Here is a 24,592-nt window from a genome sequence, read left to right as displayed (position 1 = left end):
TTTGGGAATCCCCTCGATCGCCAGATCAAGAACACAGTGTGGGACGCTGCCGATTATGGCTCTTCGGGTTCATGTGGAGCTGGATGGGGAACGTCGCCGACCAGCCTGCGTAGGCCCTCTATTTCCACGGTCACAAGGACATTGGCCTGTGCCAGCGGAATCACTGCCTCGGACGTGTCAGGATCAACATCAACGATCTTCCCGCGCAACGGTGCGTCGCCGATTTGGCCGGTGACGATTTCGCCGCCGTCGAACGGTAGCATCTGCAGGTCGCACGCCGCTTCGTGCTGATCAAGAACAAGTCGGCACGCCGCTCTGCAGAACTCTCTGGCCATCTGATCGGTGATCTTCAACCGATTCCGTGTTGCCGTTGACACTTGGAACGTTGGTGGGAATCCACCGTTGTTCAGCCACGTCGCAAGGTTTTGCGCACACTCGGCCGATTCATCGTACGCCCCGAGGACGAACGCCTCCATCATCTCGGAAAATGCGGTGTCTGGATCCATGGACGCACCGTGCCACCGATCGTCACGTTCTGTCAACAGATTTTGTAGTCGTCATTCATTTCATTTCTCCTCGTGCCCGATTGACTGTCCCTGCAGCTTCCCGCCTTGCCGTCTCTGCAGACAAGGGCCTGCCTGCAGAACATCGCTTCGCTTGTCTTCGGCCGGTCGCGGGGCCGCGAAAACCCTTGCAGCACCGACGGCGACCAGGCGGGGAGTTCGCTTGCATGGTCAATCAGCAAGAAGGAGAAAACACCATGACACCACTTCCTCAAATCTCATTACCCGCCGCACCAGTGACGACGAGCTCGGTGCCTCACCTGACAAGCATCCACGCGAATGCGAAACGCGGACCCTATGGATCAAGTCGCTACCGTGGAAACTGTGGTGGGTATCTGATCCGCGATCTTCTGAACTACTACAACCCCAACCATGTCCTCGATCCAATGAAGGGGAGCGGGACCTGCCAAGATGTTTGTCGAGAGCTTCAGATTACCTGCACAAGCATGGATATTCGCGAAGGCGACGATGCGGCTGATCCGTCCAGCTACGTTGGTTTCGGCAAAGTAGACTTCGTTTGGATGCACCCGCCATACTGGTCGATGATCAAATACAACGAGGACCCGAATTGCCTGTCCAATGCTCCATCGCTCGATGCGTTTCTCGATCGCATGGCAATCGTTCTTGAGAACTGCCGCGTGGTCCTGGCGCCCAAAGGAAAAATCGCCGTTTTGATTGGTGGATTCAGTGTCAAGGGACGCTATCAACCATTGTCACAGCTGATCATGGCTCGAGCGATCGACCAGGGACTGTGGCCAGCCACAACGGAGATCATCCGGTTTCAGCATGGCAATACATCTTCACGGCGAACTTACAATCGGTCCTTCATTCCAGGACTGCACGACACGTGCATGGTCTTTGAGGAAGCGTAGGGTGGAACTCACGGGGCGTCGGCGGTTTTCCGTTGACGCTTCCGTCGAAACCATGGCAAGTGTTAGACACCAACTATGAATCAATGTTAGAGAAAGGGCTGGCACATGGTACAAATTCTGGAGACCGCCGCCACCGAAAGGTAGGGCGGCATGGCGAGGAGAAAGCACAGAAAGATACCGCAACGCGACATTTACCAGGAGGTGACCGACCGGATCATCGACTACTTGGAGCAGGGCACCGCCCCATGGAGAAATCCGATCAAAAGCGGCACCGGCGATGGCTGGCCGAAGAATCTGGACAGCGGCAAACGCTACCGCGGAATCAACGTCTTGTTGCTTGGCATGCGATCCTGGGAGTCGGGCTATTCGTCGGATTACTGGATGACCTTCAAACAAGCCCAATCTGCCGGCGGCCAAGTCCGCAAAGGTGAAAAGGGTTCCCTGGTCACATTTTGGAAACTGTATGCCACCAAGGACAAGTAAACCGGCGAGCCAATCGATATCCCGATGCTGAAACATTACACCGCTTTCAATGCCGAACAGATTGACGGCATCGAAATTTCCGATGCACCGAAAGATGATCGGAATGCGATCCCGTTCGAACCACTTTCCGAAGCGGAACGCATTGTCGACGGATACGAGTCAAAACCCACAATTCGCCATGATGGCGGTCGGCGGGCGTTTTATCGCCCCAGTACCGACAGCGTCCACATGCCGGAGCCGGAGCGATTCGATTGCCGCGAGAGTTACTACGGCACCTTATTCCACGAACTTTCGCATTCGACCGGCCATAGCGACCGACTGAACCGAGGCCTGGATACCGAACTCGCACCCTTTGGATCACCGGACTACAGCCGCGAAGAATTGATTGCCGAAATGGGTGCAGCATTCTTGTGTGCCGCAGCCGGGATCAGTCCACCGACCATCGAGCAATCGGCATCATATCTGCAAAGCTGGATCGATGTCCTCAAAGGTGATAAACGCCTGGTTGTCGGAGCCGCAGGCGCCGCCCAGAAGGCCGCCGATCTGATTCTGGGCACCACATTCAACGGTGCAGCAACGGAAACCAAGCAGCCAAACGGAACTGTCGAACCAACGCCGGCACCAGTCGCGACCATTCCTAGTCAACGACCGCATGAGAAACCGTCTCAGCCGGAACTTTTCTAGACGCATGCTACGAGTTCGTCGCAGGTCACGGTTTCATGCGGCGTTCAAACAAATCGACCAAACGGATCAAAGCCGCCATTGGTACCGCCGATCAGGCGACGATCAATCGTATTAACACTACGGTGCTTCGGTCGCGGGGCATTGGGAAGCAGGGGCGCCGTTTTTCCCAAACTTGGGAAAATCCAAACGGGCGCGACTGGACCCAATCTGCTAACGTCCGGATCGAGATCAGTTTTCCCAAATTTGGGAATTTGAGCAGATACTCGGTCGGTTTCGTTGACGCTTCGGCAGAGACCATTGCACAAACGAAACGCGAATAGATCGTAACCGAGGCGGGATAGTAAATACCATGCGAGTCTTTCTCCTTGTCCGATTGACCGATTTCGACGCTGCCATGTCCTTCCTGTCCGGCGGCAAGCAGAAAATCGGCTCCCCCTAAAGGTCGCCCCCAATTTTCAGCTTTTGCGTCCAGCAACGCCATAGCGGACGCTCGGCATGGTCAATCAGCGAAAAGGAGACAAGCACCATGACAAACCGAACGATCACCCTCGAAAAAGCATTTCACGGCGACTGGTGTGAGTGGGAGGAGACGATCACTGCGAGTATCTCACCTGAGCTACAACGAAGAATCGATGATTTACAATCGATGCTGCGAGAAACGGATCACCTGTTTTCGATCAACATCGGAGTTCCCGACGACTTTCTAAGTCACGAGACCGAGACGAGATTGCAAGAGCAATGTCGATTCGATGTCATGTATCTGAGCGTTTTTAGGACAGGTTGCGTCCTTTACCTCCAAGGAAAGTACGACGCACACATCAGCGCTGAATACTCGGTGGCCTGACAGCTCTTCGCCGAAGCGTCGGAGTTTTTCGTTGACGCTTCGGTCACATTTGTGCCAAAAACGGCTGGCAACCGAACGCGGAAAAATGAAGGGCAGTTACATGACGCACACTCAGGAGACGACCGCCGCCACCGAAAGGTAGGGCGGCATGGCAAATGAGCAATTCTTTATTGCGGCAAGCAAGGGGATCGTTGAACTCTTTGATAAAGCCAGCAATCAAAGTGGGCTGAGCAGGGGGCAGGTCTTTGAGGACTTCGTCACGATGACTCGGTGTGCACTCTCCGGCCAGACGGCCGAGGAGGAGTACCTCAGCATCATCGCCAAGGGTTACGACAAGGGCACAATACCAAATCGGGGTGCCGACACGCTGAAAACTGCGTTTCACACGATGGTCGATGCGATGGGGGAAACCGGTGAAGACATTTTGGGCGACATTTTCACAGGAGCCATCACGTACGGCGAACGCGGCCAATTCTTTACGCCCGCGGGCGTCTGTGATTTGATGGGTTCCTTGACCATTCCAACGGAACGGACAGAGGATCGTAAGTCAGTTTGTGATCTTGCATGTGGATCGGGCCGGATGCTGCTCAGTGTTGCCAAATATCAGCCGCATTGGGAATTCACTGGGCAGGATGTCGACCACAGGGCAGCGCAAATGGCGGCGATCAATATGGGGCTGAACGGTCTACGAGGCTGGGCGGTTTGGCAAAACACTCTCACTCTTAAATGTCACCGTGTCTACCGCATCGGCATGAATTGGTCGACGGGCGGTGTGATTACCGAAGTCCCTGTCGATCAATCCCCGTTCAATTATCAAGCGGTTCCGCACACACAGTCCAAGAATGCATCAGGTCCGAGCGGTGCTGCAGACCCACAAAACGACCAAGAACCGGCTGGCTTGCAACCACAGCCGGACGATCGTCAAAACAGTCCTCCGCCATCGCAGCTTGATTTGTTTTGACAGGTGTGCAATTGATCTGGTGACAGGGCACTGATCCGTTTCGTCATTGGATGACACTCAAGGACACGCTGCCACGATTGAAAGTCCATCGGCAAGGGCCGGCCTGCAGAGTGTCGCTGCGCTAGTCTTCGGCCGGTCGCTTAGGCGAAAACCCTTGTCCGATAAACTTTCCACCGTGGCGGGGACGCGGACCATGGTCAACCAACAACGAAAGGACAAAACCATGACACAGACACAAACCAACAAACCAGCCGACACAATCCGCTACGGAGGCGTCAAAGGCGTGATTTGGAAAAACGCCGGCAAGGACGGCAAACCTGACCGCTACTCGGTCACCTACGTCCGCAGCTATACCGACGCCAATGGGAATTGGAAGGATACACCGTCGCTCAGCGAGTTCGATAATCTGAAGCTGGGGATCCTGATCCCACAGGTGGCAACCCGCATTGCCGAGCTGAAAACAGCCGACCGAGCGGAAGCCAACGGTGACGACAACTACGAGGAGGGCGGCCAATAGGCCCCCCTCTACACTCGCCCGGGGTCGATTTCTTTTGGACTGGACTCCGAACCGTGCTATCCTATTGATTAGAAAACGGAGGATTAGATCTTGGAAATTTCACTTTCAAACCAGACCGAACAGGACATCATCAAACTGGCAGAGGCTGGCGATTACGTCAGTGCGGCCAAGCAGTTGGCCGATGCCATATTGAACGAGCGTCCGAAGCTAAAACCTTCCTCCCGAGAACATGCCGTTGAACAGCTTCGCAAAGACGCCTACCGAAGTCAAAGTTGGCAGGAGTTCAACACATTCAAGTCGGCTGAGGAAATCGCTGAGGAACAAGGCATTGGACCTGTCCAGGATGCCGACGATTTGGTTTTCCCCCACTGGCCAAAGGATGAAAGTGTTGACGATTTCATCGCCGCTGCGAAAGGTTTGATTGAGCCGGTGGCTGAATAATGAACTTTGCTGTCGTCGACACGGATGTCGTTTCTTTTGCGTTTCGCGATGACGAACGCTACGCGTTCTATCGTCCGATCGTGGAAAATACGGTTCCACTGATCTCTTTCATGACGTATGCAGAATTACGGCAGGGGGCCCGAAACCGAAATTGGGGCGAACGCCGAACGACTGAACTGCTGGCGTTCGTTGATGGGCATTTCGCCATCATGAACAGTGACAAGGCGATGGCGGAAGAGTGGGCGCGTCTGCGGGACTTTGCCAACCGATCCGGCCGACATCTTCGCACCGCTGACGGTTGGATCGCTGCTGCGGCCGTGTCACGGGATGTCCCGCTGATCAGCAATAACGCGAAGGACTTCAATTACCTGCCAGACCTCACGCTCATCTCCGACCAAAGTAAGTAGCTTTCCTCCCCCTGCATCACGAACGGCTCATCTGAGTGGGCGGAAAACAGTATCGTCGTGTCTGCGGCGATACGACTCGTCGTAGTCAAGGTGACAATCCGCAAGCGGGGCGATGGGAAACAAGGCGGTTTTCTCAAATTCGAGAAAACGACCTGCTGGCCTAGAGTGCTGGTCACGCCGAGATCAAGCGTTTGGCAACAGCTCGATGAAGATCCGTGTGATCGTGGGCAAATGCTCAGGGCGATCCAAATTTCGCGTATCAAATTCTTCGATCCATTGGATCATCGCATTGCCGAGTAGGGCTGCCAACTCTCTCAAATGGCGCCCTTCGATTCTGATGATCGTGCGCGGACTTGAAAAGGTTTCTATGTGGATCGACCCCGCATCGCGGCAGCGAATCCTGCGGAGGTCGCCATAAGGAAAACTTTCGATTACCCCGTCGCGCAATCGCACCTGGAGCATCATCGGTGGCATTTGCCCTTCATGGATACTTTGCCAGGGAAGTTGGCCACGGTCGGTATTGGGTAATCCGCCATCAATGCTACGAATGACCGTTGTGCCTTGATTCTCTTGAAATGCGCGTGCTGCCCTTGCCATCTGATAAGTCTCCTGCTTATGTCGGTCCAAGACCTAATGATCGGCCAAAATCATCACCAAGTGATCGCCCCACGTCAGCTTGCCGATGGCGTCCAACTGGATCACCTGCGTCCCGTGCCGCAGACTGGTTATTCCACCAATGTGCTAAGCGGTCGCGGAATGAACGGACCAACTGCTGGCCCTGACGCCAATAGTCGTGTTGCTGATCTTTTGAATGTTCTTGGCTGATTTGCGTTTCACCGGAGCGAACCAGTTCCGTCGCAGAAAGCTGCTGTCCAGTTTTCTCAATCGCACGACGGATTCGTGCCTTGTCGTCGACGAACAGTGTTACATCCTCGCTGCCGCGAGACACAGTCACGTAAAACTGCTTCGCATTTACGGCGGGCAGCGATTCTGAGCTCATTGCGGCGAGTGCGACTTGGCGATCTTTGCCCTGACTGGCGTGGCTAGTTACGACATAACCGAGATCCAAGTGCCCAAAATCCTTGTCGACAACTGTACCGCGTTTTAGGACGAGATTGCCTGCACGATCAAATCCAGTGACTTCGTCGAGCCGCCCATTGCTAATGCGCATCTTTCCGTCGATCGCTGTGCCACCCAAGCTGAACCGAACTTTGTCGCCGATAGCAATACTCAGCTCCTTCTCGGAATAGATCTCGAAACGGCTCGCTGCGTCGAGAGGAAGCGTCTTGCGCTGACCACCGTCGACGGATTCAACCCGAACCTCTTTTCCTACTGCCCCCGCGACGCGATAGCGTTCGCCCTTTTTGAACCCGCCCTTCGCGTTCTGATGGAATTGAACGATCGTGCCCGTTTGATCTGCATACGTTATGACCTCGCGTTTCTCGGCCTCTGTGAGGTTCAGTGATTTAAGCTGGGTGATGAAGTTCTCGTCTCTTGACAATTTCCCCTTGTCGCGAAGGGAATGTCGAATGCGATCAGTTACCGATTTCGCTTCGGCGTGTGTGGGTGCAACAACGAGAGTCGATTTGCCTTTTTCAGACGATTCCAGGTAAGTCTGGGCAAGACACTCTTCGCGATCACCGTCTCCGATCTCTTTGATCTTTCCCATCTTGTCGAGCAGATCAAAACCTGCGAGCAGTCCAGATTTCCCGGGTTCGACAGTCTCGTGCCCCTTACTGATCATTCCTACAGCGGCTCGATAAAGTCCTCGTTGCCGTTGGATGGTTTCGACCTTTGCAGCATTCAGCCCGGCTTCCGATTCCAGTAGCCGCATGGCTTCGCCGCGACGCGGCGAAGAATGCTGACGTGTATCGCCGGATAAGACGACACGGGCGTTCTGTGACTTCGCGATGTCAAACACCGCATTCATCGAGCGGACGTCCAGCAATCCTGCTTCATCGATCCAAATGATCTGGCCAGCAAGTTGCGGATGCAGCCGATCGTTTCGGATCAAATGTTCGACCGTTTCCGATCTTTCGAAACCTTTGTCCTTTAGAACTTCAACTGCGCCGGTGCTGGGCGCAAACGTAAACACATTTTTTCCGGTCTTCTCGATCGCTTCCGCTGCTTCCTGCATCAGCGAAGACTTCCCCGTCCCCGCACCGCCGGTGACCGCCAAAACGGTGTCACGCGACTCCAGGACAAAACTGACTGCGGATTTCTGATGTTCGTCCAGCCAGTCCCGCGTGAATTCATAGTCTCGGTCTGCCATCGACTTTCGTGTACCGCGTCCGTCCCTTGCAAAGTCAATCATGCGTTTTTCAGCAGCCAACACTTCGCGGGTCGTGACCATGTGACGCTGCGTTCCGTTGTCATCGAGCGAACGTTCAATCACGTCAACCGAATTGAGGGTCTGCTCAACGTCTTCGGGCGATAGCGACAATCCATGTTCGAGAGCCGTGGCGACGACTTGATGGCGTTCGACCGTGGACTCACGGTAGAGATGGTGATCAAGTGCGTATTTGACGGAGGCAGCTGCATCCTCGCGGTCGGTTCCGTCCGCCCGTTCCTTTCCATCACTGCCAAGGTTTCGGAAGGAATCGCGTTCTTTCGGCGAAAGGCGTGACTTCCATTCCTCACGCAGTTGATCGACGGACGTGCCCTTGTCTTTCTTCTCGCGAGTCTTGCACCCAAGCTTGGCCTTTTCCGCAGCATTGCTGACATCATTTTCCTTGGCGTGTTCCTCGACCTGTTCGGTTCGCCGGCTGAATTTTTCAATGGTCTTACGTTCGACGCCCTCGATTTCCCAGCCGGCTTTGATCCGCCCCGATTGAAGGTAACGCGTGTGTTTGACATCGTATCCAAGTTCCTTTTTCAGCTTGCCGGCAAGCCTCGCCTCAAACTTTGCTTGAAGGCTTGGGCGTTGTCGCACGATTTCCTCGAATTCACCGGCGTAGTGTTTCCCTTTGTGCTCCGTCCAATTGATGACATACGCATGGACGTGCAAATGCGGATCGGGCGTTCCATCGACTGGCCTGGATGTCTTGTGAAGGAAGTCGGCGTAGACCAGTTTGCCCGTGGCCGCTTTTTGCTTCGAATTGGCATTCTGGCCGTTGCGAACGCGGCGTTGCATGAGAGGTTCAACGTCGCGTTGCATCGTTTCATGAACCGCATCACGAAGCGCCTGCGTGATCCGTTCATCACCGTTGATTGCCCACGCAAGAGAAACACTCTTCGGAACTGAAAAAGTCAAGTCCATTCCGGGGCGGCGGTCTTTGCGGTCCCGTTGCGTGAGCTTCGCACCAGTGACAGGATGATTGCCTTGAAGCAGGTCATTGAACTGCTGCTTGGTGACGTCAGTGCCATGACCCAGCCCGAGAAGTTCAGCACCGTGACCTCGCCATTGGCCATTCACTTCTTGACCGAGGTAGTAATCACCCTGAGTGAGTACCTGATCAAAATATTGTTGCGTACCTGTGACGCTTTTTCCCTGTGTTGCGATGAGCATGCTGAACCATACGGACGACCCAAAGCAGAGGCAAATGTAGGGTCGAAATTTAGATAGGCTTGTCTCCTAAGCACTGCTTAGGCAGGTTCAGTGAGCCAGATTCGCGCCGGTAAATCAACGAGCCAATCGCGACATTTCCAATCCATCCACAACCGATGGTTCAGGCCGAAATCCGCGGTGAAATCGCTTGGTGTGGATGTTCTGTCGTGTGGGGTTTGCTACAATTCGCATCGATCCAATGAACGAGACATATCTTGCATAGGCAATTCGACCAGTTGACTGATTTTCGTGAATTGTGTTTTTGGTAGTCCGTTGACCGGACGTGGCAAGCCGAGCGGGATAATCAGAGACGACACCGAGGGCTTTAATGGACCGGATGCAAAGGGGCTACTTCCGACTCGCCGCTGAGAACACGTATTTGAAACTCAAACGACAAGAGTTTCAGGCGTGGGTTGGAAAGATCCTGGAAATGTCACTTCCTGATGACTACGAGAACATACGATTGACGCAAGGTGATGGCGGTCTTGATGGAATCATCATCAGTCGATCAGCAATCGTTGCCGTCAATGCTCCGAGGGATCAATCAGCTTCGACACTCATCACGAAGATCGAATCCGATTTCGAAAGTGGCAGAAAAACACTGAGCGATCGTGACGTGGAAATGAAGGGATTCATTTTCGTCCACAACGACGAAGGCTTGACGAAAGATGTCGGTCCAAAACTGATGGCATTACGGAACAACAATGAAGGAATCGATGTCGAGTGCTGGTCATTTGAACGCATTTGGCGGGAACTTGAAAAGCTATCCGTTATCCAGCTTGAGGAGATGTTCGGTCCGGGGCCCACAGATGAGAACGTTGCAAGGCTTCAAATGCCTGCCATTCGAGAAGTAGTCGAGCACCTGTCGAGCATCGAAGCCGACGCACCGCCAACTGGCGCGATTGAAATACCCGATCCAGAAAAGTTGGAGCACAATTCACTTAACACTTTCAACCAGGATTTGCTAAGGGCGGGACGGAGCAAGCACGGACTGGTCATCGAATACCTAGAAGGAGTAACGGATATTCGGGCAGGGGAGGCGATTGCAGAAGGATTCCGGAGGAAGTACGCGGCTTGCCGAGAGTCCCAAATGGCGTCAGACGATATATTCGGCTCTCTGTGGGACTTTGCGGGGGGCAGCCATTTTACGACTCCCACCCAGCACGCTGCCGTGACAGCAGTCCTTTCGTACTACTTTCATAGCTGTGACATCTTCGAGAACTTACCGGAATCGACATGATCCTGCCGACAAAACACCTGTCGCCTGAACGGTCGTTGCTGGGTATCGGAGCATTGATACTTGGGCTGCTTGCACAGCCTCACTCGGTGTCATCGCTTTGGGCGAAATTCCAGAATGAATGCAATGAAGCTGGAGTAAGGGTTTCATTCGATTGGTTCATTCTTGCGTTGACAATGCTTTTTAGCATAGGGGCAATTCAGCTTTCATCTGGGCTCATTGTTCGCCAAGAGAGGCAGCAATGATTCACAGCATCACGAGCTCGCTCAAGTCCTTCAAGTCGATTTCGCTGAATTCCGGCCTCAATCTGATTGTTGCGGACAAGAGCGAAAACGCGTCGGATCGACAAACCCGAAATGGTTCGGGCAAATCGAGCCTGATCCGAATCATTGACTTCGTCTTAGGGTCAAAATGTGATGCCGACTCGATTTTTCGATTCGACTCTTTGATCAATGAACACTTCTCGATGTCGTTCGATTTGAATGGAGATCGAACCACTGCAAGTAGATCTGGCCAGGAAAAGAGTAGGATGGTTGTAGACGGGGTTTACGACGACTGGCCCGTCAAGCCCAAGCTTCACAGGGATTCGGGAGAAGAACGAATCAGCGTGACAAACTGGCGGACCGTATTGGGTTCGCAAATGTTTGATCTGCCCGACGATACGGATTCGTATTCTCCGACGTTCCGATCGCTTCTTTCTTACTTTGTCCGCCGAGATTCGAGTGGAGGATTCCAGGAGGCACAAAAGCAATCTTCCAAGCAGCAAAACTGGGATGTCCAGGTCAATCTTTCGTTCTTACTGGGCCTCGATTGGCAAATCTCGCACGAGCTTCAGTTGATTCGGCTGAAAGAGAAATCGCTTGAAACACTCCGTCGCGAAGCAAAAGGCGGGGCACTCGGGAACTTGGTTGGACATGTTGGAGAGTTACGTACCAGGCTGACCGTAGCCGAACGGCACGTCAACAAATTGAAAGTCGAACTTGAGGGCTTCGAGGTACTGCCCGAATACCGGGAGCTAGAGCAAGAAGCTTCGACGCTTGCAGTTCAGATCTCAGAGTTGACGAACCAGAACACGTTGGATCGAGAAAAAATCGAGACACTGGAAAAAGTACTCGTCGAGGAACGCCCACCGCTGCAGTCCGAACTTGCTGGGATGTACAGAGAAATCGGGATCATTCTTCCCGAACTCGTGACGAGACAATTGAATGATGTCAAGGAGTTTCACAAAGCCATCCTCAAAAACCGCCAGCTACATCTTCAAGGAGAAGTTGACGACGCAAGGAGTCAGATTTCCACGAGAGAGGAAACGATGGCTCGGCTCGACGTGCGTCGGCGCGAGATTCTAAGCACACTTGCTGCTCATGGTGCGCTTGATCAGTACACACGTCTGCAGGAAGAACTTTCACGGCAGCAAGCAACTTTAGAGGAGCTCAGAAAGAAGTCTGAATTGGCACGTCAACTGGAATCGCAGTCGACTGAATTAACCATCGAAAGGGCGCAGATCAAAAAGCAACTGACAACAGACTTGGATGATCGGGCTGCGACCCTGAATGAGGCGATCATCATCTTTGAAGACTTCTCGCAGCGAATTTCTGACCACGAAGGCAGCCTTGTCATTGAACCTAAGGATAACGGCCCTGAGTTCTCAATCGTTGTTGAAGGCAAGGAGAGCAAGGGCATTCGAAACATGCAAATTTTCTGTTTCGATATGACGCTAGCAGTTCTCTGGGCGAAGCAGGACAAGTCTCCCGGATTCTTGGTTCATGACAGCCATTTGTTTGACGGGATGGATAGCAGACAAGTGGGAAAGGCATTGGAGATTGGCGCGGAGCAGAGCGCGAAGCATGGTTTTCAGTACATCGTGACGCTCAACTCTGATCAGCTTGAGGCTGCCGAATTCAGCCCCGACTTTGATGCCCAGAGATTTCGCAATCCGGTTGCGATCAACGACGCGTCGGATACCGGCGGACTTTTTGGAATGCGAATTCATTAATTGCGTTCGACCAACCCTACGTTTGCTGTTCGGTTGGTTTCAGGACATTGCTCACCACGTGCGTTCCGACAAGACGGCCTGAGTTGAGGCCGGCGGTGTTGTCGAAGTTGAAGTGGATGCCTCCATAAATTCGGCTTAGACCGGCTTCTTCGGCGGCTTCGGTGAAGCTGTTGAATTCTCGGGTGACGATCAGGCTGGGATCGAGGGGCCGTTGCCCGGGGGCGGCTTGGGCGTCGATCTGGCTGGTGAAGGCGATGTCTTCGCCGAGAAGGACGGTCAGGACCGCGTCGGCGGCTCCGCTGAACGTGCTATGTCCAGATGTGTAGGTTGGAAACGGTGGGTTGAGCAGCAGTGGGAGCCATGTCGGATCAGCATTGGTCAGACTGTTTCCGTCCTGATCACCTTGCTGGATCGCGTCGATAGGGCGCCAAAGATCGTATTCGTACTTGGCATCCCATGCAGAAATCCCAGCATCGGCCAAGGCAAGATTGAGCAGAGCAAATATGCGTGCGTTCTCAAGCAGCGAATTATCTTGCTCAAGCACGACATCGGCGGCAATTTGGTTCCAGTGTCCGGGAGGCGTGAAGGTTCCGGATCCGTCTGCCCAGAAAATAGCGATTTCAGTTTGATCTTCGGTGCGGCCTCGGCTGTCCAGCCGCCCAAGATCCATCACTTCGTCGACCGCATCAGCGTATTCTTGGCTGGAAACGGCCGGTGGCGGATCGGGACGAAACTGACCGGGTGAATTCAATCCGAACGGCGTGACATTTCGCCAGTGCGGAATCAGTGGAGGCAGAAAGTTCGGATAGGTGCGATTCCAATCTCCAACTTCGTTGCTGGGCGCATACTTGGAAACACCGCTCGATCCATCATTGGCACGAAGCGAAAGCATCGCTTCGCCAACCTGAGTGCCAAACACAATTCCTGCTTCTTTCGCCGTGCCATCTGGAACGATTGAAAGTGACTCGGCGAGGGTTGCGTTCCAGTACGCCATTTCGTCGGCATCGGGATAGACTTCGATTGCCACACGGTAAGCTGCGGCCGCGGCAGCAGCTTCGGGTGAAGCCATCTCTGGCGCAGGCAAGCCAACCAAATAGGGTTTGTACCCTCCCTCAATCGCATTGATCGCATCGAACATGGCGGTGTGAATCATCGCCAAATTCCGAGCAACCTCCGGTGGTCGCGAATGCACGATCCGGTCTTCATACGGATCGTCGTCGTACGTTGTCCATTCCCGGACAACATTCAGAACCGTCGCATTCCAATCCGTCAGGATGTCGCCGCGACGAACGGTTTTCGTCAATGACTGCGTCCGACCCAAAGGATCGGTCGCATTGATCGTAATGCTGTTTTGACCGGGGGCAATCGGAAAAGAAAGTGTGAAGTCGCCACGTTCATCCGACATAGTCGGCGTGATTGCTTCTTCAATGTTCGCCGAATTCTTTAGAAAAGCATCGACACGCACGCCCGTAAGAGTCGATCCTGTGAATTCGATTGAATTGCTAACAGCAACTCCATTCGCATTTGGATCATCCCCTGTCGATAGGCTTGCGAATAGTGTCAACGGCTCTGAGTAACGCGCGAGTGCGTTGATAACAAGCAACGCGTCAATCGGACTTACTCGTCCGTCACCATTCGTGTCACAGGACAAATCAGGTGTTTGGTCATTGAGAACACCCGACCGTCCGAGCTCGTTGATCACATACAAAGCATCGGCTACTGTCACGCGTGTGGAGCCGTTCACATCAAGCATGAGCATAGGACTCTGCAAAACATAAGACAAACACAAACGGTTTTCTAAAGTCTGAAAATGCAGAAACACTGAACACCTCAACCGACCGTAAATATCAATAAACTCTTGTAGATAAAAATAAAGCTTGAGCATCGTATTTGCATCAAGCATAATTGATTTTGTAAGATGGTTGATGTTGGTAAGACGATTGTTAAGATCGCAATAAAAAGCACGAAGTACCAAGCCACCTTGACGAAGGTCGAGAAGCGACTTTGGCTTGTCTTCGGATCTGCTCTGTATGTTATTGCTGCTACGGCGGATATCTACCTAACCAGCAAGTTTGTTCCGGTACCACTTCTTTCCGTCCTGCGGTTTACTTTGTTGCTTCCAATCGACTGGTTCGTGACATTTGCAAAAGAAGGCTGAACGCATATCGGCGGCTGGTTGCTTCTATTCACAGGACGGATTGCGTGGCGACCGATCTTCTAAAAGATCCTTCAACCAAGCAGGTATCACTTCCACTTGTGTGGGTTGCGAGGTTACTTCTCCAGTTTTTTGGCTAATGATCGCTTGTTTTCGTTGTGAATTAACTGCGTTACCTGCACTATCGATTAAATCCTGTCCCGTCACACCATTCATATCATCTCGGCCGAGCTGCACAGCGTTTGACATCGAATCTTGGTTGGTTTCTACGCTCCAGTAGAACGCTGCACCTGCCAGTCCCAAGCCCACCAGGCTAAAGAACAGGAAGTTGTTGCCGGTCGGATCCGTGAAATGCAGTGGTGAGTTGGCGACGTAGCGATAAAGATTCACATCGTCACCAGCAAACCCGATCGGATCGTTAGATAGAAACCGTCCATTGTTTGCTTCGTAGTATCTTGCCCGACTGAATTGCAGCCCAATAGAATCGTCGAATTCGCGGCCGGTATATCCAACCCTAGCTACTCCATTGTCAGTGACTCCAAAGCTGTCGTATTCGGACTGCTCAATCGATTGCCCCGATTTATGCAGCGACGAAACCGACCCAAGGTGATCAGTCAAGGCTGCAAAACTGCCGTCAGAGCTTTCGGTAAACTCAAGACTATCAATCGTTGGACCGTAGAGGTAGCGAGCAGAAGTGTCCGCATCGCCAACATCAGCAATCACTTGCGAGTGATCGTAGACGAAGTGGAGTGTAGTTGCGGCGGTCGGCCCTGAGCCGTCGGTGTCAGTCATGCGGCGGACTCTCCGATCTACAGCGTCATAGGCCATCACGGCAACATTGATTGACGTCTCTGCCGTGTTGAAGTCCTCCACCTTCATCAGTCGATTTCGGTGGTCCCATTCAAACATTCGATATTCGCCGCTTTCAATGTTAGTTCGGCGCACCATATTTCCTTCATCGTCGTACTCATAGTTGTAGGTTCCGTCCGAGAGTAGGCGGTTGGCGGGGCCGGTTTCGTAGCCGTCTCCGTGGAGGTGGCTGGCGATGCGGTTGCCGTTGGCGTCGTACTGATAGAACTCGTCGACGCGTGGGTCGGTGTCGGCTCGATCGGCTTCGATGAGTTGGCTGCGGTTGTCGTACGCGAACTCGGTCAATCCGTTGACGTCGGTGATCTCGGTGATGCGACTGGCTGCGTCATGACCGTAGGTGAAGAACGCGAGGACTTCGTCGGCGTTGTCCGTATGTCGCAAATCGGCTAAGCGATTGATCTCGTCATATTCGTAATCCGTTCCGACAACGAGGTTGGTGCGTGTCAGATCGGAATAGCGGAGTACTTGGTCGTATTGACCGATTTCGTTGTATACGTAGTCGATCAGCTTCTCGGAAACATTGCTCCCCGATTGCTTGATCGTTTTGACGCGGTTGAGACCGTCGTATTCGTACTCGGTCACCGCCCCAGCCACCCCATCGATCATATCGCTTACGGTCAAGACGTTCCCGACCGAATCGTAGGTGTAGGTCAGGACAGAGTTGGGTGCGTCTGGTGTTCCGGCATTGTCGAAGGAAGTCACACGATTGAGCGAATCATACGTGTAGGTCAGGTGGCTGTACTGGTCAAAGACTTCCAGCAGGTTCCCGATCTTGTCGTATTCGTAGTTGATGGTGTTGACGACCGTGGTTCCATCCGGATCGATCCAGGTTTCTTCCACTAGCCCTCAATCAAGCGAACGCTTGATGGTGAAAAATTGAAAAAACTCGAAACCCTCGGCGTTTTGCGGGTGTATTGGAGATAACGACAACTTCAACGCACTCACTCAACGGAGGATTTCGAGTGAACGACAACTTACGCCGTCGGTTGCTGCGCCGCAAGCGAGTTCTTCTACAACGTATCGACAAGAAGAAGGGTAAGACACATACGCCCATGATTCGCCCCTTGCGGGCAAAGTACGAACTGGCCGAGAAAGTTGAGGCGGTTTCCTGTGGCGGTATCGGCATGGTCATGCAGCTTGTCGAGCAACTCGGATTGCGAAAGCACATCAACCAGTCCGCACCGGTGTTCAAGCTTCACGCGCCGTACGACGAAGCCGATCACGTGCTCAACATTGCCCTGAATCTATTGGCCGGTGGGACCTGCCTCGAACATTTGGAGCATCGCCGCACCGACGAGGCGTATCTGGACGCACTGGGCGCTGAACGGATTCCCGATCCGACAACTGCTGGTGACTTTTGCCGTCGTTTTGATGGCTTCAAGCTACTGCTATTGATGCAGGGAATCAACGTGGCACGCAAGAAGGTTTGGAAACAACAATCCGATGCGTTCTTCGAGCAGGCCACCATTGAAGCCGATGGCACGATGGTCGAGACTTGCGGTGAAAAGAAAGAGGGCATCGGAATCAACTACAAAGGACAATGGGGCTACCATCCACTGGTCGTTACGCTCGCGGAAACCAACGAGTTACTGTACCTGGCCAACCGCAGCGGCAATCGCCCGAGCGGTGAAGGCTCATCGTTCTACTTTGACAGGGCGATCGAACTATGTCGCAATGCTGGGTTTCGAAAGATCCTGTTGCGTGGCGACACGGACTTTTCGTCAACCCAACATCTCGATCGATGGGACGCGCAGGATGTCCGTTTCGTGTTTGGCTATGACGCCAACAAAACACTGACCGCAATTGCCGACTCCCTCGACGAATCAGCATGGAAACCGCTTCGGCGGCAGAAAAAGACTTCTGAGAATCCGCGTGCAAAACGACCCAACTACAAAGAGGAAATCGTCGTAGAAAACGGCTACGAGAACAAGAAGCTGCGTGCTGAAAGCTATGCCGAGTTCCCGTATCAGCCTGGCAATTGCAAGCGTCCCTACCGGATGGTTGCCGTTCGCAAAGACATCGACGTCACGAGTGGGCAGCAATTCTTGTTCAGCACCGAAAAGTACTTCTTCTACATCAGCAACGAACCAAAGGAAGAAAAACAGTCGCGTGAACTGATCGGAGACGGCAACAATCGCTGTGATCAGGAAAACACGATTAGCCAGCTCAAGGCGAGTCACGCATTGACCGCGCCGCTGGATTCGCTGGAAAGCAACTGGGCGTACATGTTGATTGCTTCTCTTGCCTGGACGCTGAAGCTTTGGAGTGGAATGATGGTCCGCGTCAAAGGGAATCCCGGGCAGAGAAAGACGCGAAAACGCCTTCGTGATCGTGTGATCAAAATGGAGTTCTCGACGTTCTTGACTTCGTTGATCCAGATTCCGGCCCAAGTCATCCGCTCATCGCGTCAACTGAAGCTGCGGATTTTGACATACCGTCTCGGCGTCGAAAACTTGTTCACACTCAGTGACCATATTGCGATGCCGCTTCGAACGTGACACGTCGAAACCAACGAAGCCGAAGTCCGGATGCTTCGGTACCGCCGCTAACGCCTAACCCGAGAGAAGCGAATTTATGAGCACGATACCATGCGAATTTCCAATAAGGAGCAGTGCTCCCAAGCGTGCTGCTGCGCCTCAAAAATCCGAAAGCGTCACGCAAAATCCACGCTAGCGTTCGCTTGATTGAGGACTAGCCGATCAAGTTCATCATAGGCAAACGTGGTGATCCGATCGTTGCGGTCCGTTTCCTCGATCAGATTGTCGACGGCGTCGTAGACATAGAAGGTTGAATTGCCGAGCGGATCAATCTCCTCAGTCATTCGATTGCGAGCGTCGTAGACGAATTGCGTTCGGTTCCCGACCGGGTCCGTCAACGCAACCAGATTGTTGTCGGTGTCGTACTCGTAGAGCGTCACCCCGCCATCCGGATCAACCGATCGTTCCAATCGGTTTCGTCCGTCATAGCTGTTCAGCGTCGTGTTCCCGAGCGGATCGATGACTTCACGAAGATTGCCGACGGGGTCGTACGAATAACGCGTTTGTTGATCGAGATCATCGGTCGTGGAGACAACCTGATCACGCTCGTCATAAACGTAGGTAACACTGCTGCCCGTGGCATCGGTCGTCGACAACAAGTTGCCGGCCAAGTCGTAATCGAATGTAGTGACGGGAGAGAGCAACGGCCCATCGCCATCCGGATCAGCTTCCGTGATCACGGTAACACGATTCATCGCATCGTACTGATACTCAGTCCGGTTCCCGCGCGGATCGATAACGGCAGTTTGATTCCCGGCGTCGTCATACTCGTATCGCGAAATTGCCTCGTCTACCGTATCTTCAGCAGCGACGACTCTGCTCAGACGATCTCTCGCATCGTACTCATATCGCATGACGCGACCCAACGCGTCCGTCATCGTCTCAAGCAAACCCGAACCGGTGTAGGTGTAGCGGGTGATAAGATCGTCGCCATCCTCGGTTTCATCCACCGCGCCAACGACCACTCGCATCTCTGTCTGATTGCCCGTAGCGGGGTCAACAAGGAACAGGGTTTGCCTTCCCAATTCATCAACGCTTCGAGTGAGCTGGCTGAACACTTGATCGTATTCAAAGAGCGCTCCTTCAAGTGATGCAGCCGTGAAGACTTGAGGCCCAATTTTGACTGATGGATCGGGAGGATCTTCCGAAAACTCGCCAGCCGCAACGGTAACGAAGTACTCGTCATTCCCCTCAATCGGCGGCGAGAATAGCGTCGCTTTGACAGAGATCAAATACGAACCATCGTTGTCCGGCTTAAACGGCATGGCAATCCATTGTTTCCTTGGTGAGTATCCGAAATCCGCAACCAAGCCTCCAGCCAAGTCAAATATTTGGACATTATCGACGACCAGTTCAGCTCCACTTGACTCACTCGCGTCAACAGAAATTAAGTATTCTCGATCTTTCTCTAGATCGATCTGAGTGAGATTGGTGCCCGTCGTCAGTGCGTCTGCCATCTGCACTGACGATTGCCCCTCAAAGTCTAACGTCGTCGCCATTGACGCATTGACGAGCGAAAAGCTGAATCTATTTGGTGGAGGATTAAAGGTATGTGGCTGATAAAACCTGAGTTGGTACTCTCCTTTCTCAAGCCATACTCCATTTACTTGGGTTCGGTCAAAGGAGAGGGGGCCGTGTTCTTCCTGCAACTCATGACCCTTAATTATCAATCCATTGTGACCACTAAGCTCCCATTCGATTCCTCGGTCGTTCGGAAGGTAGAACGGGGTTCGTTCTCTTAAGAAAACAAGAGTTGGTTCCGCTAGAACAAACTTGTAGATGGCTTCATCCTCCCTTGACTGAAGAACATCGTTTACCAACTCGCCAACCTCGATCTCTACCACTCCATCAGTGTTATCTGTTATAGGTTCTACGACTTGCCGCGACAGCTGAAATGAAAATGATTTCAGCGATGTATCGGTTGCAAAAGAACTCGGTTGTACGACGACATAAACGTATCCGGATGCAGGCACTTCAATGTCGTCACGCCTATCGGAAAATCCGTTCCCTAGCGCTATTCCAAACTCATTGAATGCGGAAAAACCAAAAAATCTATTGTTGAATGGACCTTGGATCGATCCTTCCATGCTGACGGTGTCACCTGGGTTGCCCTTTATTTTGTAAATTTTCGCAACATTTGCGGTTGTTCCCTCCACGATTGTTTGACCATCTTGAACTTCGACTGCATCTTCGAATAGATGAATAAAAGCTTGAAACGGCGTGGGTCCCGCACTCGGCAGTTTCTCGACTGTTAACCGATAAGATCCGCGTGGAAGCCGGACTATTCCTGCTTCTATTGAAAAAGAACCGTAGTCGTGATAAACGCCTTCATTGCGTGTGATAACAAATCGCAGACTTGGTCTTTGACCAACCTCCGCACCAACAACCTGATCGAGAAAGACTGTTTGATTTCGATCGAGATCGAATTCGTATATAGCTTTATCACCAGTGTTCGCAAGAACACCCTCTACTTTTCGCGACTCTAGTGTGATTTCATCTCTAACACTTATGACATTTCCAGACTCAGCATACGATCGCCATTGCGAGTTCCCTCTGCCATCATTGAACTGCACAATCTGATTAAGGTCATTTCTCAAAAGCTGTCCGTGAATCCCTTCCGGATCTGCCACTGATTCGTCCTGGCCCGCTCGATCGAGTTCGAAAGTCGTTGCTATGCCGTTGGCGTCGACGATCATTGCAACCGGTAGACCAAGGTCGCGAACGCTTGCAGGATTTGCAGGATCAGTTGAGTCCTTTCCGAAAGAGATTCCTTGCGTGTCGATTGGCGATACGAAGATCTGTGTTCCATCTTTCCGCGTAGCACCAATCACCCGTCCTGTTTTGTCGTATTCCACCGACTCCATCCGCCCGAGTTGATCGATTTCGCTCTTCATCCGTGAGGCGCTATCGTAAGTCCAAGTCCGGATACCACCATCAGGATCTTCGATTGATGTGAGGTCCCCACTGTTTGCAACACTGAACAGGGTTCGACGACCCGCCGGATCATCGACCGACGTTAGCCTTCCATCGACATAGTTCAGATTTGTAGTCAAGCCGACTGGATCCGTGATCGAACTGAGGGAGCCATCAACGTTATAGGCGAACGTCGTCGAGTTCCCGTTGCGATCAATTCGTTCTTCGAGGCGGTTGCTATTGTCAAATCTGATTTCAGTCTTTCCTGGGGTTGTCAGCACAAACGTTTCGTCTGGTCGTTTCTTCAATTCGCCGAATTGTCCGCCTGGACTGCCGTATAGGTCGGAGCCCGAAGTTGGTGGCTGGAACAACTGTTCGCTTCCATCACCATCGATCATCAGCACCGTGCCGTCAGCGTTTTCAACAAGCTGAAGCAATCCCGCAATTCCCCAACCATTGCCATAAGGTGATTGACGAGAGTTGACAACAATCAGATCTCCGTTCGTCGTGTCGGTCGAAAACGAAACTCGATCCACAAATTCAAGTGGCGTGCGACAGACGCGTTCACCACTGTCAATTTCGATTCCCGTTCGACACACGGCCTGCGACCACCGCTGCGTCCGCCCGGTGTGGATTGAATATTCGTACGCACCGGTCGGAAACGCTGTCAGGTCCGCTTGAAAAGCGAAATCCGCATCGGCTTGCTCGTCGCCAGAAACGAAAAAGTGTTCGCCGCCCTCTAGGTCCGAGAAGTTTTGAGTCAAACTTTGCTCTTCGTTCTGTTCGAAACCAGGGACCTGATAAGTGAAGTTACCGATGTGAACTTCGACACGTGACGCAATCTCTGTGTTTGGCGCCGTATCGATCAAACCGCCATGAATGATCGGCTTTGGATCGGCACGCAACGAGTCGTAGACGAAGGTTAGATTCCGATTCACCCCTTGCGATTGATACGAAACCAAGTCATGTCGTTCCAGCAAGGCCCCCGTGAACATTTCGACGCTTGAATTGACAGATTGGGTTTCAGCGCAGCCGTTGCATTTGGAGTTTGAGCTTCGGTCGTTGTCCGGCCCTTTTTGATCTCCGTCCGGATCATCAGGTAAAGGAAATCGAGGCGGGCGCGGCGCCACTCCCGACCAACTACTGAAGCGAATCCCTCCGCTCACGGTCTCGACCACACTGCCGTCATTGCTGACGACACTCTCACCGACAATTTCAAATTCACCGGATACAGGACTGACGGACCACAGATCCATGACCGTTCCCGGTGCCCATCCGGCACGGTTTGGTAGCGTGATGGGAGCCGGCGACGTGAAGACCATGTCACCAGGCTGAATGGTCACAATCAGATCTGGACTGATGTTTTCAGGAAGCGCAGCGGGTGTAAATGCCGGCGGCACTTCTGTGATGCTCAATTCTCCGGCGAATGGAAGGCCTTGCTGAGTCACAAGCGTTCCAGGATTGATCATCACGCTTACATCTTCTATATACGGAGTCGTGACCTCCGTTGAAACCAACGGATCGATGGTCATTCCGGGGTTGAGCTTGGGCAGGTAGATGGGTCTATCAATGTGATTGTTGACCCCCGATATCGGTTCCCGGCTCAACAAGAATGGGACTTTCTCTGCGATGAACGGATACGTTGCTTGGTCGCCAAAAAGGTCACCACGTATTCGTAGTGAATTGGAGACAAGCGGTCCGCTTCCGAATTCGACGGTAAACTCGCCATCGCTATTGGTACGCACCGAGACCCCGGCCAACTCGACCTGCAATCCGGCGATCGGCGTCGTATCGACGTCGATAACTTTTCCCGACACACGCGTTGTCCCAATGGTGTCTGGCTGTACCTCGACGGTGATTTGTTGAGAGCTCGAAAGAACGCCGTCCGTCGCCATGATACTGAAAGTATGGGTCCCGATATCGTCGATGGTGGGGCGAAGCACCAACTCGCGACCGGTCAACTCGCCAGAAGGCATCGCAGAAAAATCGGTCACCGAAAGTGAGACCCGATCTTCATCTGTATCAGACACGTCGATCGGTATCCGTACGACCGCGCCCGGCGTCGTCGAAACAACATTGACCGGCTGGATGGTTGGAGGCTGGTTGCTCGGTCCAGTCAGAACACTTGGAGCAAGCGAGAAAGCGGAGCCGGCGGCGTTCGAGAACCTTGCTTCGATGTAGCGTGACGTCGAGTTGACGCCTAGACCTCCATTTCCGATTGCATTCTTCAAGCTGATGTAGGGAATACCGTCAGTGTCACCTGAGCTTTCAATGAGCTCTACACCAGCAGGCAAATCAGGAAAAGATACAACTACCTGTCTTCCCACCGCTGTGTCCGATGTGTTCAGCGCAAACTGCGTGGTCAGAATCTTTGCGGTCGGATCGTATCCCGCAAAACGTTCGACGATTTCAACGCTACCGGTCGTCTGATACTGATTCGGATCGATGGCGTCTGTCATGACTCCCTGATTGGGCGTTGGTTGGCTGAATGCTTCGTAGGGATCAACATCGGAAATCGTGTTCGAAAGCATGTTGAACTGGGCCGATGTCGCAGGCGTTTGATCACGATTGATTGTCTGGATGATCAGTCGGCCCGTATCTCCGCCACGTGCTGACGTGAGATCTATTTCAACGGTGCTTCCGTCCCATTTTGACAATCCAGGAACGGGCCGAGCTCCACGAGGTGTTATCGCGAATACTGGGTCGCGCCGCGCCGAATTTCCCAGCAAGGAGACAGACGAGTCGTCTGGATCGACCAAATAGATCGCGATGACATCCGATGTAAGATCCTGCGATGAAGCAGCGGGAAACTGTGCATCGAGTTGAATTCGCAGAATGCGAGTTCCTAATTCGCTTCCTAGGGTTACAAGCGTCGATACTTCTTTAGAAAACGAGGTAGCCGCTTCAATTGCAATGCGCTCGCCGGAACTGCTCGCTGCGTCCATCAGAGCTATTCCATTGATGACCTGCAGTGCATCAATGGGTGAAACAGTGTCGCTTCCATTGACGTCAATGTAAGGCTTGCCCTGGGAATAGGGCTCGGCCAGATCGGTTGCGCCTTCGCGGCGAGCAATTTCGTTGATCACTTGGAGTGCATCGATCGGCGTGATTCGCAGATCCGCGTTCACATCGAGATTGTCGGCTGGATTTCTCCAATCGACATTGAGTAGGCGACGATCCTCCAAGGACTCAAGAATTGGGCGGCGAGAACGCTTGGAGGATCGTCGCTTGCGTGGCATCATTGGTGTCGGAAAGCGGGGACTCGAAATCTTGAGGACGCCTAAGATTACCGGGGGGGTGGACGGTTCGCCACCTGCGAACTCCGGGGGGCTCTTTGATTCACTGAAAAAGTGCTCGCAATCGAATTTGCGCCGATCGACAACGTGATTGCCAACCGAGAGCGTTCGGTAGCTGATCGGATCGCGGGTCGTCTTGCCAAAATCGCCCTTTCCATTCCAAAATTCGAGATTCATCAACGAAGTTTGCAAGTGCATCTGCGTTCATGTTTTTGCGGCGCCTACTCCAGAGGAATAGCAGCATTATGGCGGAAAGTCGAAAAACTTATCGA

22 protein-coding genes and 1 pseudogene are annotated in these 24,592 nt (G+C 52.9%); 14 read left to right on the top strand and 9 right to left on the bottom strand.

Features of this window, described 5'->3' with window-relative positions; genetic code table 11:
- Positions 1-53: 53 nt before the first annotated feature.
- Positions 54-353, bottom strand: a complete 300-nt coding sequence (locus tag TBK1r_RS01300; protein WP_145207170.1) for a hypothetical protein — start codon at positions 351-353, stop codon at positions 54-56.
- 377 nt (positions 354-730) lie between these two features.
- On the opposite strand from TBK1r_RS01300, the gene TBK1r_RS01295 reads away from it, so the two are divergent.
- The 3 genes from TBK1r_RS01295 to TBK1r_RS38110 all read left to right on the top strand — a co-directional run bounded on the left by TBK1r_RS01295 (position 731) and on the right by TBK1r_RS38110 (position 2,602).
- Positions 731-1,435 carry a hypothetical protein gene (locus TBK1r_RS01295; protein ID WP_145207169.1) on the top strand — a complete coding sequence of 235 codons (705 nt, stop codon included), beginning with the start codon at positions 731-733 and terminating at the stop codon, positions 1,433-1,435.
- A 150-nt stretch (positions 1,436-1,585) separates the two neighbouring features.
- A complete protein-coding gene (locus tag TBK1r_RS38115) occupies positions 1,586-1,918 on the top strand; it encodes an ArdC-like ssDNA-binding domain-containing protein (protein WP_419580852.1) in 333 nt (110 codons plus the stop codon).
- Positions 1,919-1,942: 24 nt separating this feature from the next.
- Entirely contained in the window at positions 1,943-2,602 is a 660-nt protein-coding gene (locus TBK1r_RS38110) for a zincin-like metallopeptidase domain-containing protein (protein WP_419580851.1), read from the top strand.
- A 91-nt stretch (positions 2,603-2,693) separates the two neighbouring features.
- Here the strand turns inward: TBK1r_RS38110 and TBK1r_RS01285 are convergent, their stop codons facing one another.
- Positions 2,694-3,083: a hypothetical protein gene (locus tag TBK1r_RS01285; RefSeq protein WP_145207168.1), complete on the bottom strand. Its 390-nt coding sequence runs from the start codon at positions 3,081-3,083 to the stop codon at positions 2,694-2,696.
- A gap of 45 nt (positions 3,084-3,128) precedes the next feature.
- Between TBK1r_RS01285 and TBK1r_RS01280 the strand changes: the two genes are divergently transcribed.
- Positions 3,129-3,446 (top strand): hypothetical protein, encoded by a 318-nt coding sequence (locus tag TBK1r_RS01280; protein ID WP_145207167.1) that lies wholly within the window; start codon positions 3,129-3,131, stop codon positions 3,444-3,446.
- A gap of 43 nt (positions 3,447-3,489) precedes the next feature.
- Here TBK1r_RS01280 and TBK1r_RS38105 read toward each other — a convergent pair whose 3' ends face one another.
- Positions 3,490-3,831 (bottom strand): hypothetical protein, encoded by a 342-nt coding sequence (locus TBK1r_RS38105; protein WP_419580850.1) that lies wholly within the window; start codon positions 3,829-3,831, stop codon positions 3,490-3,492.
- A gap of 3 nt (positions 3,832-3,834) precedes the next feature.
- On the opposite strand from TBK1r_RS38105, the gene TBK1r_RS01275 reads away from it, so the two are divergent.
- The 4 genes from TBK1r_RS01275 to TBK1r_RS01260 all read left to right on the top strand — a co-directional run bounded on the left by TBK1r_RS01275 (position 3,835) and on the right by TBK1r_RS01260 (position 5,772).
- On the top strand, positions 3,835-4,407 hold the full coding sequence (locus TBK1r_RS01275) for an N-6 DNA methylase (protein ID WP_419580849.1): 573 nt from the start codon (positions 3,835-3,837) through the stop codon (positions 4,405-4,407).
- Between the two features lie 223 nt (positions 4,408-4,630).
- Complete coding sequence (locus TBK1r_RS01270; protein ID WP_419580848.1) at positions 4,631-4,924, top strand: hypothetical protein; 294 nt, start codon at positions 4,631-4,633, stop codon at positions 4,922-4,924.
- A gap of 90 nt (positions 4,925-5,014) precedes the next feature.
- Positions 5,015-5,365, top strand: coding sequence for a hypothetical protein (locus TBK1r_RS01265; protein WP_145207165.1), 351 nt, complete (start codon positions 5,015-5,017; stop codon positions 5,363-5,365).
- Positions 5,365-5,772, top strand: coding sequence for a PIN domain-containing protein (locus tag TBK1r_RS01260; protein WP_145207164.1), 408 nt, complete (start codon positions 5,365-5,367; stop codon positions 5,770-5,772). Before TBK1r_RS01265 ends, TBK1r_RS01260 begins: the two co-directional genes overlap by 1 nt.
- A gap of 183 nt (positions 5,773-5,955) precedes the next feature.
- On the opposite strand, the gene TBK1r_RS01255 is transcribed toward TBK1r_RS01260, so the two are convergent.
- Together TBK1r_RS01255 and TBK1r_RS38100 are read right to left on the bottom strand one after the other, a co-directional pair.
- Positions 5,956-6,399, bottom strand: coding sequence for a hypothetical protein (locus TBK1r_RS01255; protein ID WP_419580847.1), 444 nt, complete (start codon positions 6,397-6,399; stop codon positions 5,956-5,958).
- Complete coding sequence (locus TBK1r_RS38100; protein ID WP_419581514.1) at positions 6,386-8,044, bottom strand: ATP-dependent DNA helicase; 1,659 nt, start codon at positions 8,042-8,044, stop codon at positions 6,386-6,388. Before TBK1r_RS38100 ends, TBK1r_RS01255 begins: the two co-directional genes overlap by 14 nt.
- Before the next feature lie 174 nt (positions 8,045-8,218).
- On the opposite strand from TBK1r_RS38100, the gene TBK1r_RS38095 reads away from it, so the two are divergent.
- Positions 8,219-8,398, top strand: a complete 180-nt coding sequence (locus TBK1r_RS38095) for a hypothetical protein (RefSeq protein WP_419581630.1) — start codon at positions 8,219-8,221, stop codon at positions 8,396-8,398.
- 51 nt (positions 8,399-8,449) lie between these two features.
- On the opposite strand, the pseudogene mobF reads toward TBK1r_RS38095, so the two are convergent.
- A pseudogene (gene mobF / locus TBK1r_RS38090) lies at positions 8,450-9,280 on the bottom strand (MobF family relaxase); the annotation flags it as partial.
- Positions 9,281-9,647: 367 nt separating this feature from the next.
- On the opposite strand from mobF, the gene TBK1r_RS01245 reads away from it, so the two are divergent.
- From TBK1r_RS01245 to TBK1r_RS01235, 3 genes are read left to right on the top strand one after another with little or no spacing between them, the layout of a single operon-like run.
- A complete protein-coding gene (locus tag TBK1r_RS01245) occupies positions 9,648-10,559 on the top strand; it encodes an ABC-three component system protein (protein WP_145207162.1) in 912 nt (303 codons plus the stop codon).
- Positions 10,556-10,801 (top strand): ABC-three component system middle component 6, encoded by a 246-nt coding sequence (locus tag TBK1r_RS01240; RefSeq protein ID WP_145207161.1) that lies wholly within the window; start codon positions 10,556-10,558, stop codon positions 10,799-10,801. The genes TBK1r_RS01245 and TBK1r_RS01240 overlap by 4 nt, the downstream gene beginning before the upstream one ends.
- A complete protein-coding gene (locus TBK1r_RS01235; protein ID WP_145207160.1) occupies positions 10,798-12,549 on the top strand; it encodes an ABC-three component system protein in 1,752 nt (583 codons plus the stop codon). Before TBK1r_RS01240 ends, TBK1r_RS01235 begins: the two co-directional genes overlap by 4 nt.
- A 16-nt stretch (positions 12,550-12,565) precedes the next feature.
- Here TBK1r_RS01235 and TBK1r_RS01230 read toward each other — a convergent pair whose 3' ends face one another.
- Positions 12,566-14,452, bottom strand: coding sequence for a dockerin type I domain-containing protein (locus tag TBK1r_RS01230; protein ID WP_145207159.1), 1,887 nt, complete (start codon positions 14,450-14,452; stop codon positions 12,566-12,568).
- Between the two features lie 15 nt (positions 14,453-14,467).
- Here TBK1r_RS01230 and TBK1r_RS01225 point away from each other — a divergent pair, with 15 nt between their 5' ends.
- The gene (locus tag TBK1r_RS01225) at positions 14,468-14,707 is read left to right on the top strand and encodes a hypothetical protein (RefSeq protein WP_145207158.1); all 240 of its coding nucleotides are present in this window, start codon (positions 14,468-14,470) and stop codon (positions 14,705-14,707) included.
- Between the two features lie 24 nt (positions 14,708-14,731).
- Here the strand turns inward: TBK1r_RS01225 and TBK1r_RS01220 are convergent, their stop codons facing one another.
- Positions 14,732-16,276: an RHS repeat-associated core domain-containing protein gene (locus TBK1r_RS01220; RefSeq protein WP_419580846.1), complete on the bottom strand. Its 1,545-nt coding sequence runs from the start codon at positions 16,274-16,276 to the stop codon at positions 14,732-14,734.
- A gap of 260 nt (positions 16,277-16,536) precedes the next feature.
- Between TBK1r_RS01220 and TBK1r_RS01215 the strand changes: the two genes are divergently transcribed.
- Positions 16,537-18,072, top strand: coding sequence for an IS1380 family transposase (locus TBK1r_RS01215; protein ID WP_145207156.1), 1,536 nt, complete (start codon positions 16,537-16,539; stop codon positions 18,070-18,072).
- Positions 18,073-18,227: 155 nt separating this feature from the next.
- Here TBK1r_RS01215 and TBK1r_RS01210 read toward each other — a convergent pair whose 3' ends face one another.
- Complete coding sequence (locus tag TBK1r_RS01210) at positions 18,228-24,497, bottom strand: dockerin type I domain-containing protein (RefSeq protein WP_419580845.1); 6,270 nt, start codon at positions 24,495-24,497, stop codon at positions 18,228-18,230.
- Positions 24,498-24,592: the final 95 nt, after the last annotated feature.

It is taken from the genome of Stieleria magnilauensis (genome assembly GCA_007753675.1).
GTDB lineage: Bacteria > Planctomycetota > Planctomycetia > Pirellulales > Pirellulaceae > Stieleria > Stieleria magnilauensis.
This window is presented reverse-complemented; position numbering and strand designations above follow the sequence as displayed.

What these genes read in the sequence shown, in the direction of transcription:
- TBK1r_RS01295 (WP_145207169.1), top strand. Translation starts at nt 731, where the DNA reads ATGGTCAATCAGCAAGAAGGAGAAAACACCATGACACCACTTCCTCAA.
- TBK1r_RS38115 (WP_419580852.1), top strand. Translation starts at nt 1,586, where the DNA reads ATGGCGAGGAGAAAGCACAGAAAGATACCGCAACGCGACATTTACCAG.
- TBK1r_RS38110 (WP_419580851.1), top strand. Translation starts at nt 1,943, where the DNA reads ATGCTGAAACATTACACCGCTTTCAATGCCGAACAGATTGACGGCATC.
- TBK1r_RS01285 (WP_145207168.1), bottom strand. Translation starts at nt 3,083, where the DNA reads ATGGCGTTGCTGGACGCAAAAGCTGAAAATTGGGGGCGACCTTTAGGG.
- TBK1r_RS01280 (WP_145207167.1), top strand. Translation starts at nt 3,129, where the DNA reads ATGACAAACCGAACGATCACCCTCGAAAAAGCATTTCACGGCGACTGG.
- TBK1r_RS01275 (WP_419580849.1), top strand. Translation starts at nt 3,835, where the DNA reads ATGGTCGATGCGATGGGGGAAACCGGTGAAGACATTTTGGGCGACATT.
- TBK1r_RS01270 (WP_419580848.1), top strand. Translation starts at nt 4,631, where the DNA reads ATGACACAGACACAAACCAACAAACCAGCCGACACAATCCGCTACGGA.
- TBK1r_RS01260 (WP_145207164.1), top strand. Translation starts at nt 5,365, where the DNA reads ATGAACTTTGCTGTCGTCGACACGGATGTCGTTTCTTTTGCGTTTCGC.
- TBK1r_RS38100 (WP_419581514.1), bottom strand. Translation starts at nt 8,044, where the DNA reads ATGGCAGACCGAGACTATGAATTCACGCGGGACTGGCTGGACGAACAT.
- TBK1r_RS38095 (WP_419581630.1), top strand. Translation starts at nt 8,219, where the DNA reads ATGTTCGAGAGCCGTGGCGACGACTTGATGGCGTTCGACCGTGGACTC.
- TBK1r_RS01245 (WP_145207162.1), top strand. Translation starts at nt 9,648, where the DNA reads ATGGACCGGATGCAAAGGGGCTACTTCCGACTCGCCGCTGAGAACACG.
- TBK1r_RS01240 (WP_145207161.1), top strand. Translation starts at nt 10,556, where the DNA reads ATGATCCTGCCGACAAAACACCTGTCGCCTGAACGGTCGTTGCTGGGT.
- TBK1r_RS01235 (WP_145207160.1), top strand. Translation starts at nt 10,798, where the DNA reads ATGATTCACAGCATCACGAGCTCGCTCAAGTCCTTCAAGTCGATTTCG.
- TBK1r_RS01230 (WP_145207159.1), bottom strand. Translation starts at nt 14,452, where the DNA reads ATGCTTGATGCAAATACGATGCTCAAGCTTTATTTTTATCTACAAGAG.
- TBK1r_RS01225 (WP_145207158.1), top strand. Translation starts at nt 14,468, where the DNA reads ATGGTTGATGTTGGTAAGACGATTGTTAAGATCGCAATAAAAAGCACG.
- TBK1r_RS01210 (WP_419580845.1), bottom strand. Translation starts at nt 24,497, where the DNA reads ATGAATCTCGAATTTTGGAATGGAAAGGGCGATTTTGGCAAGACGACC.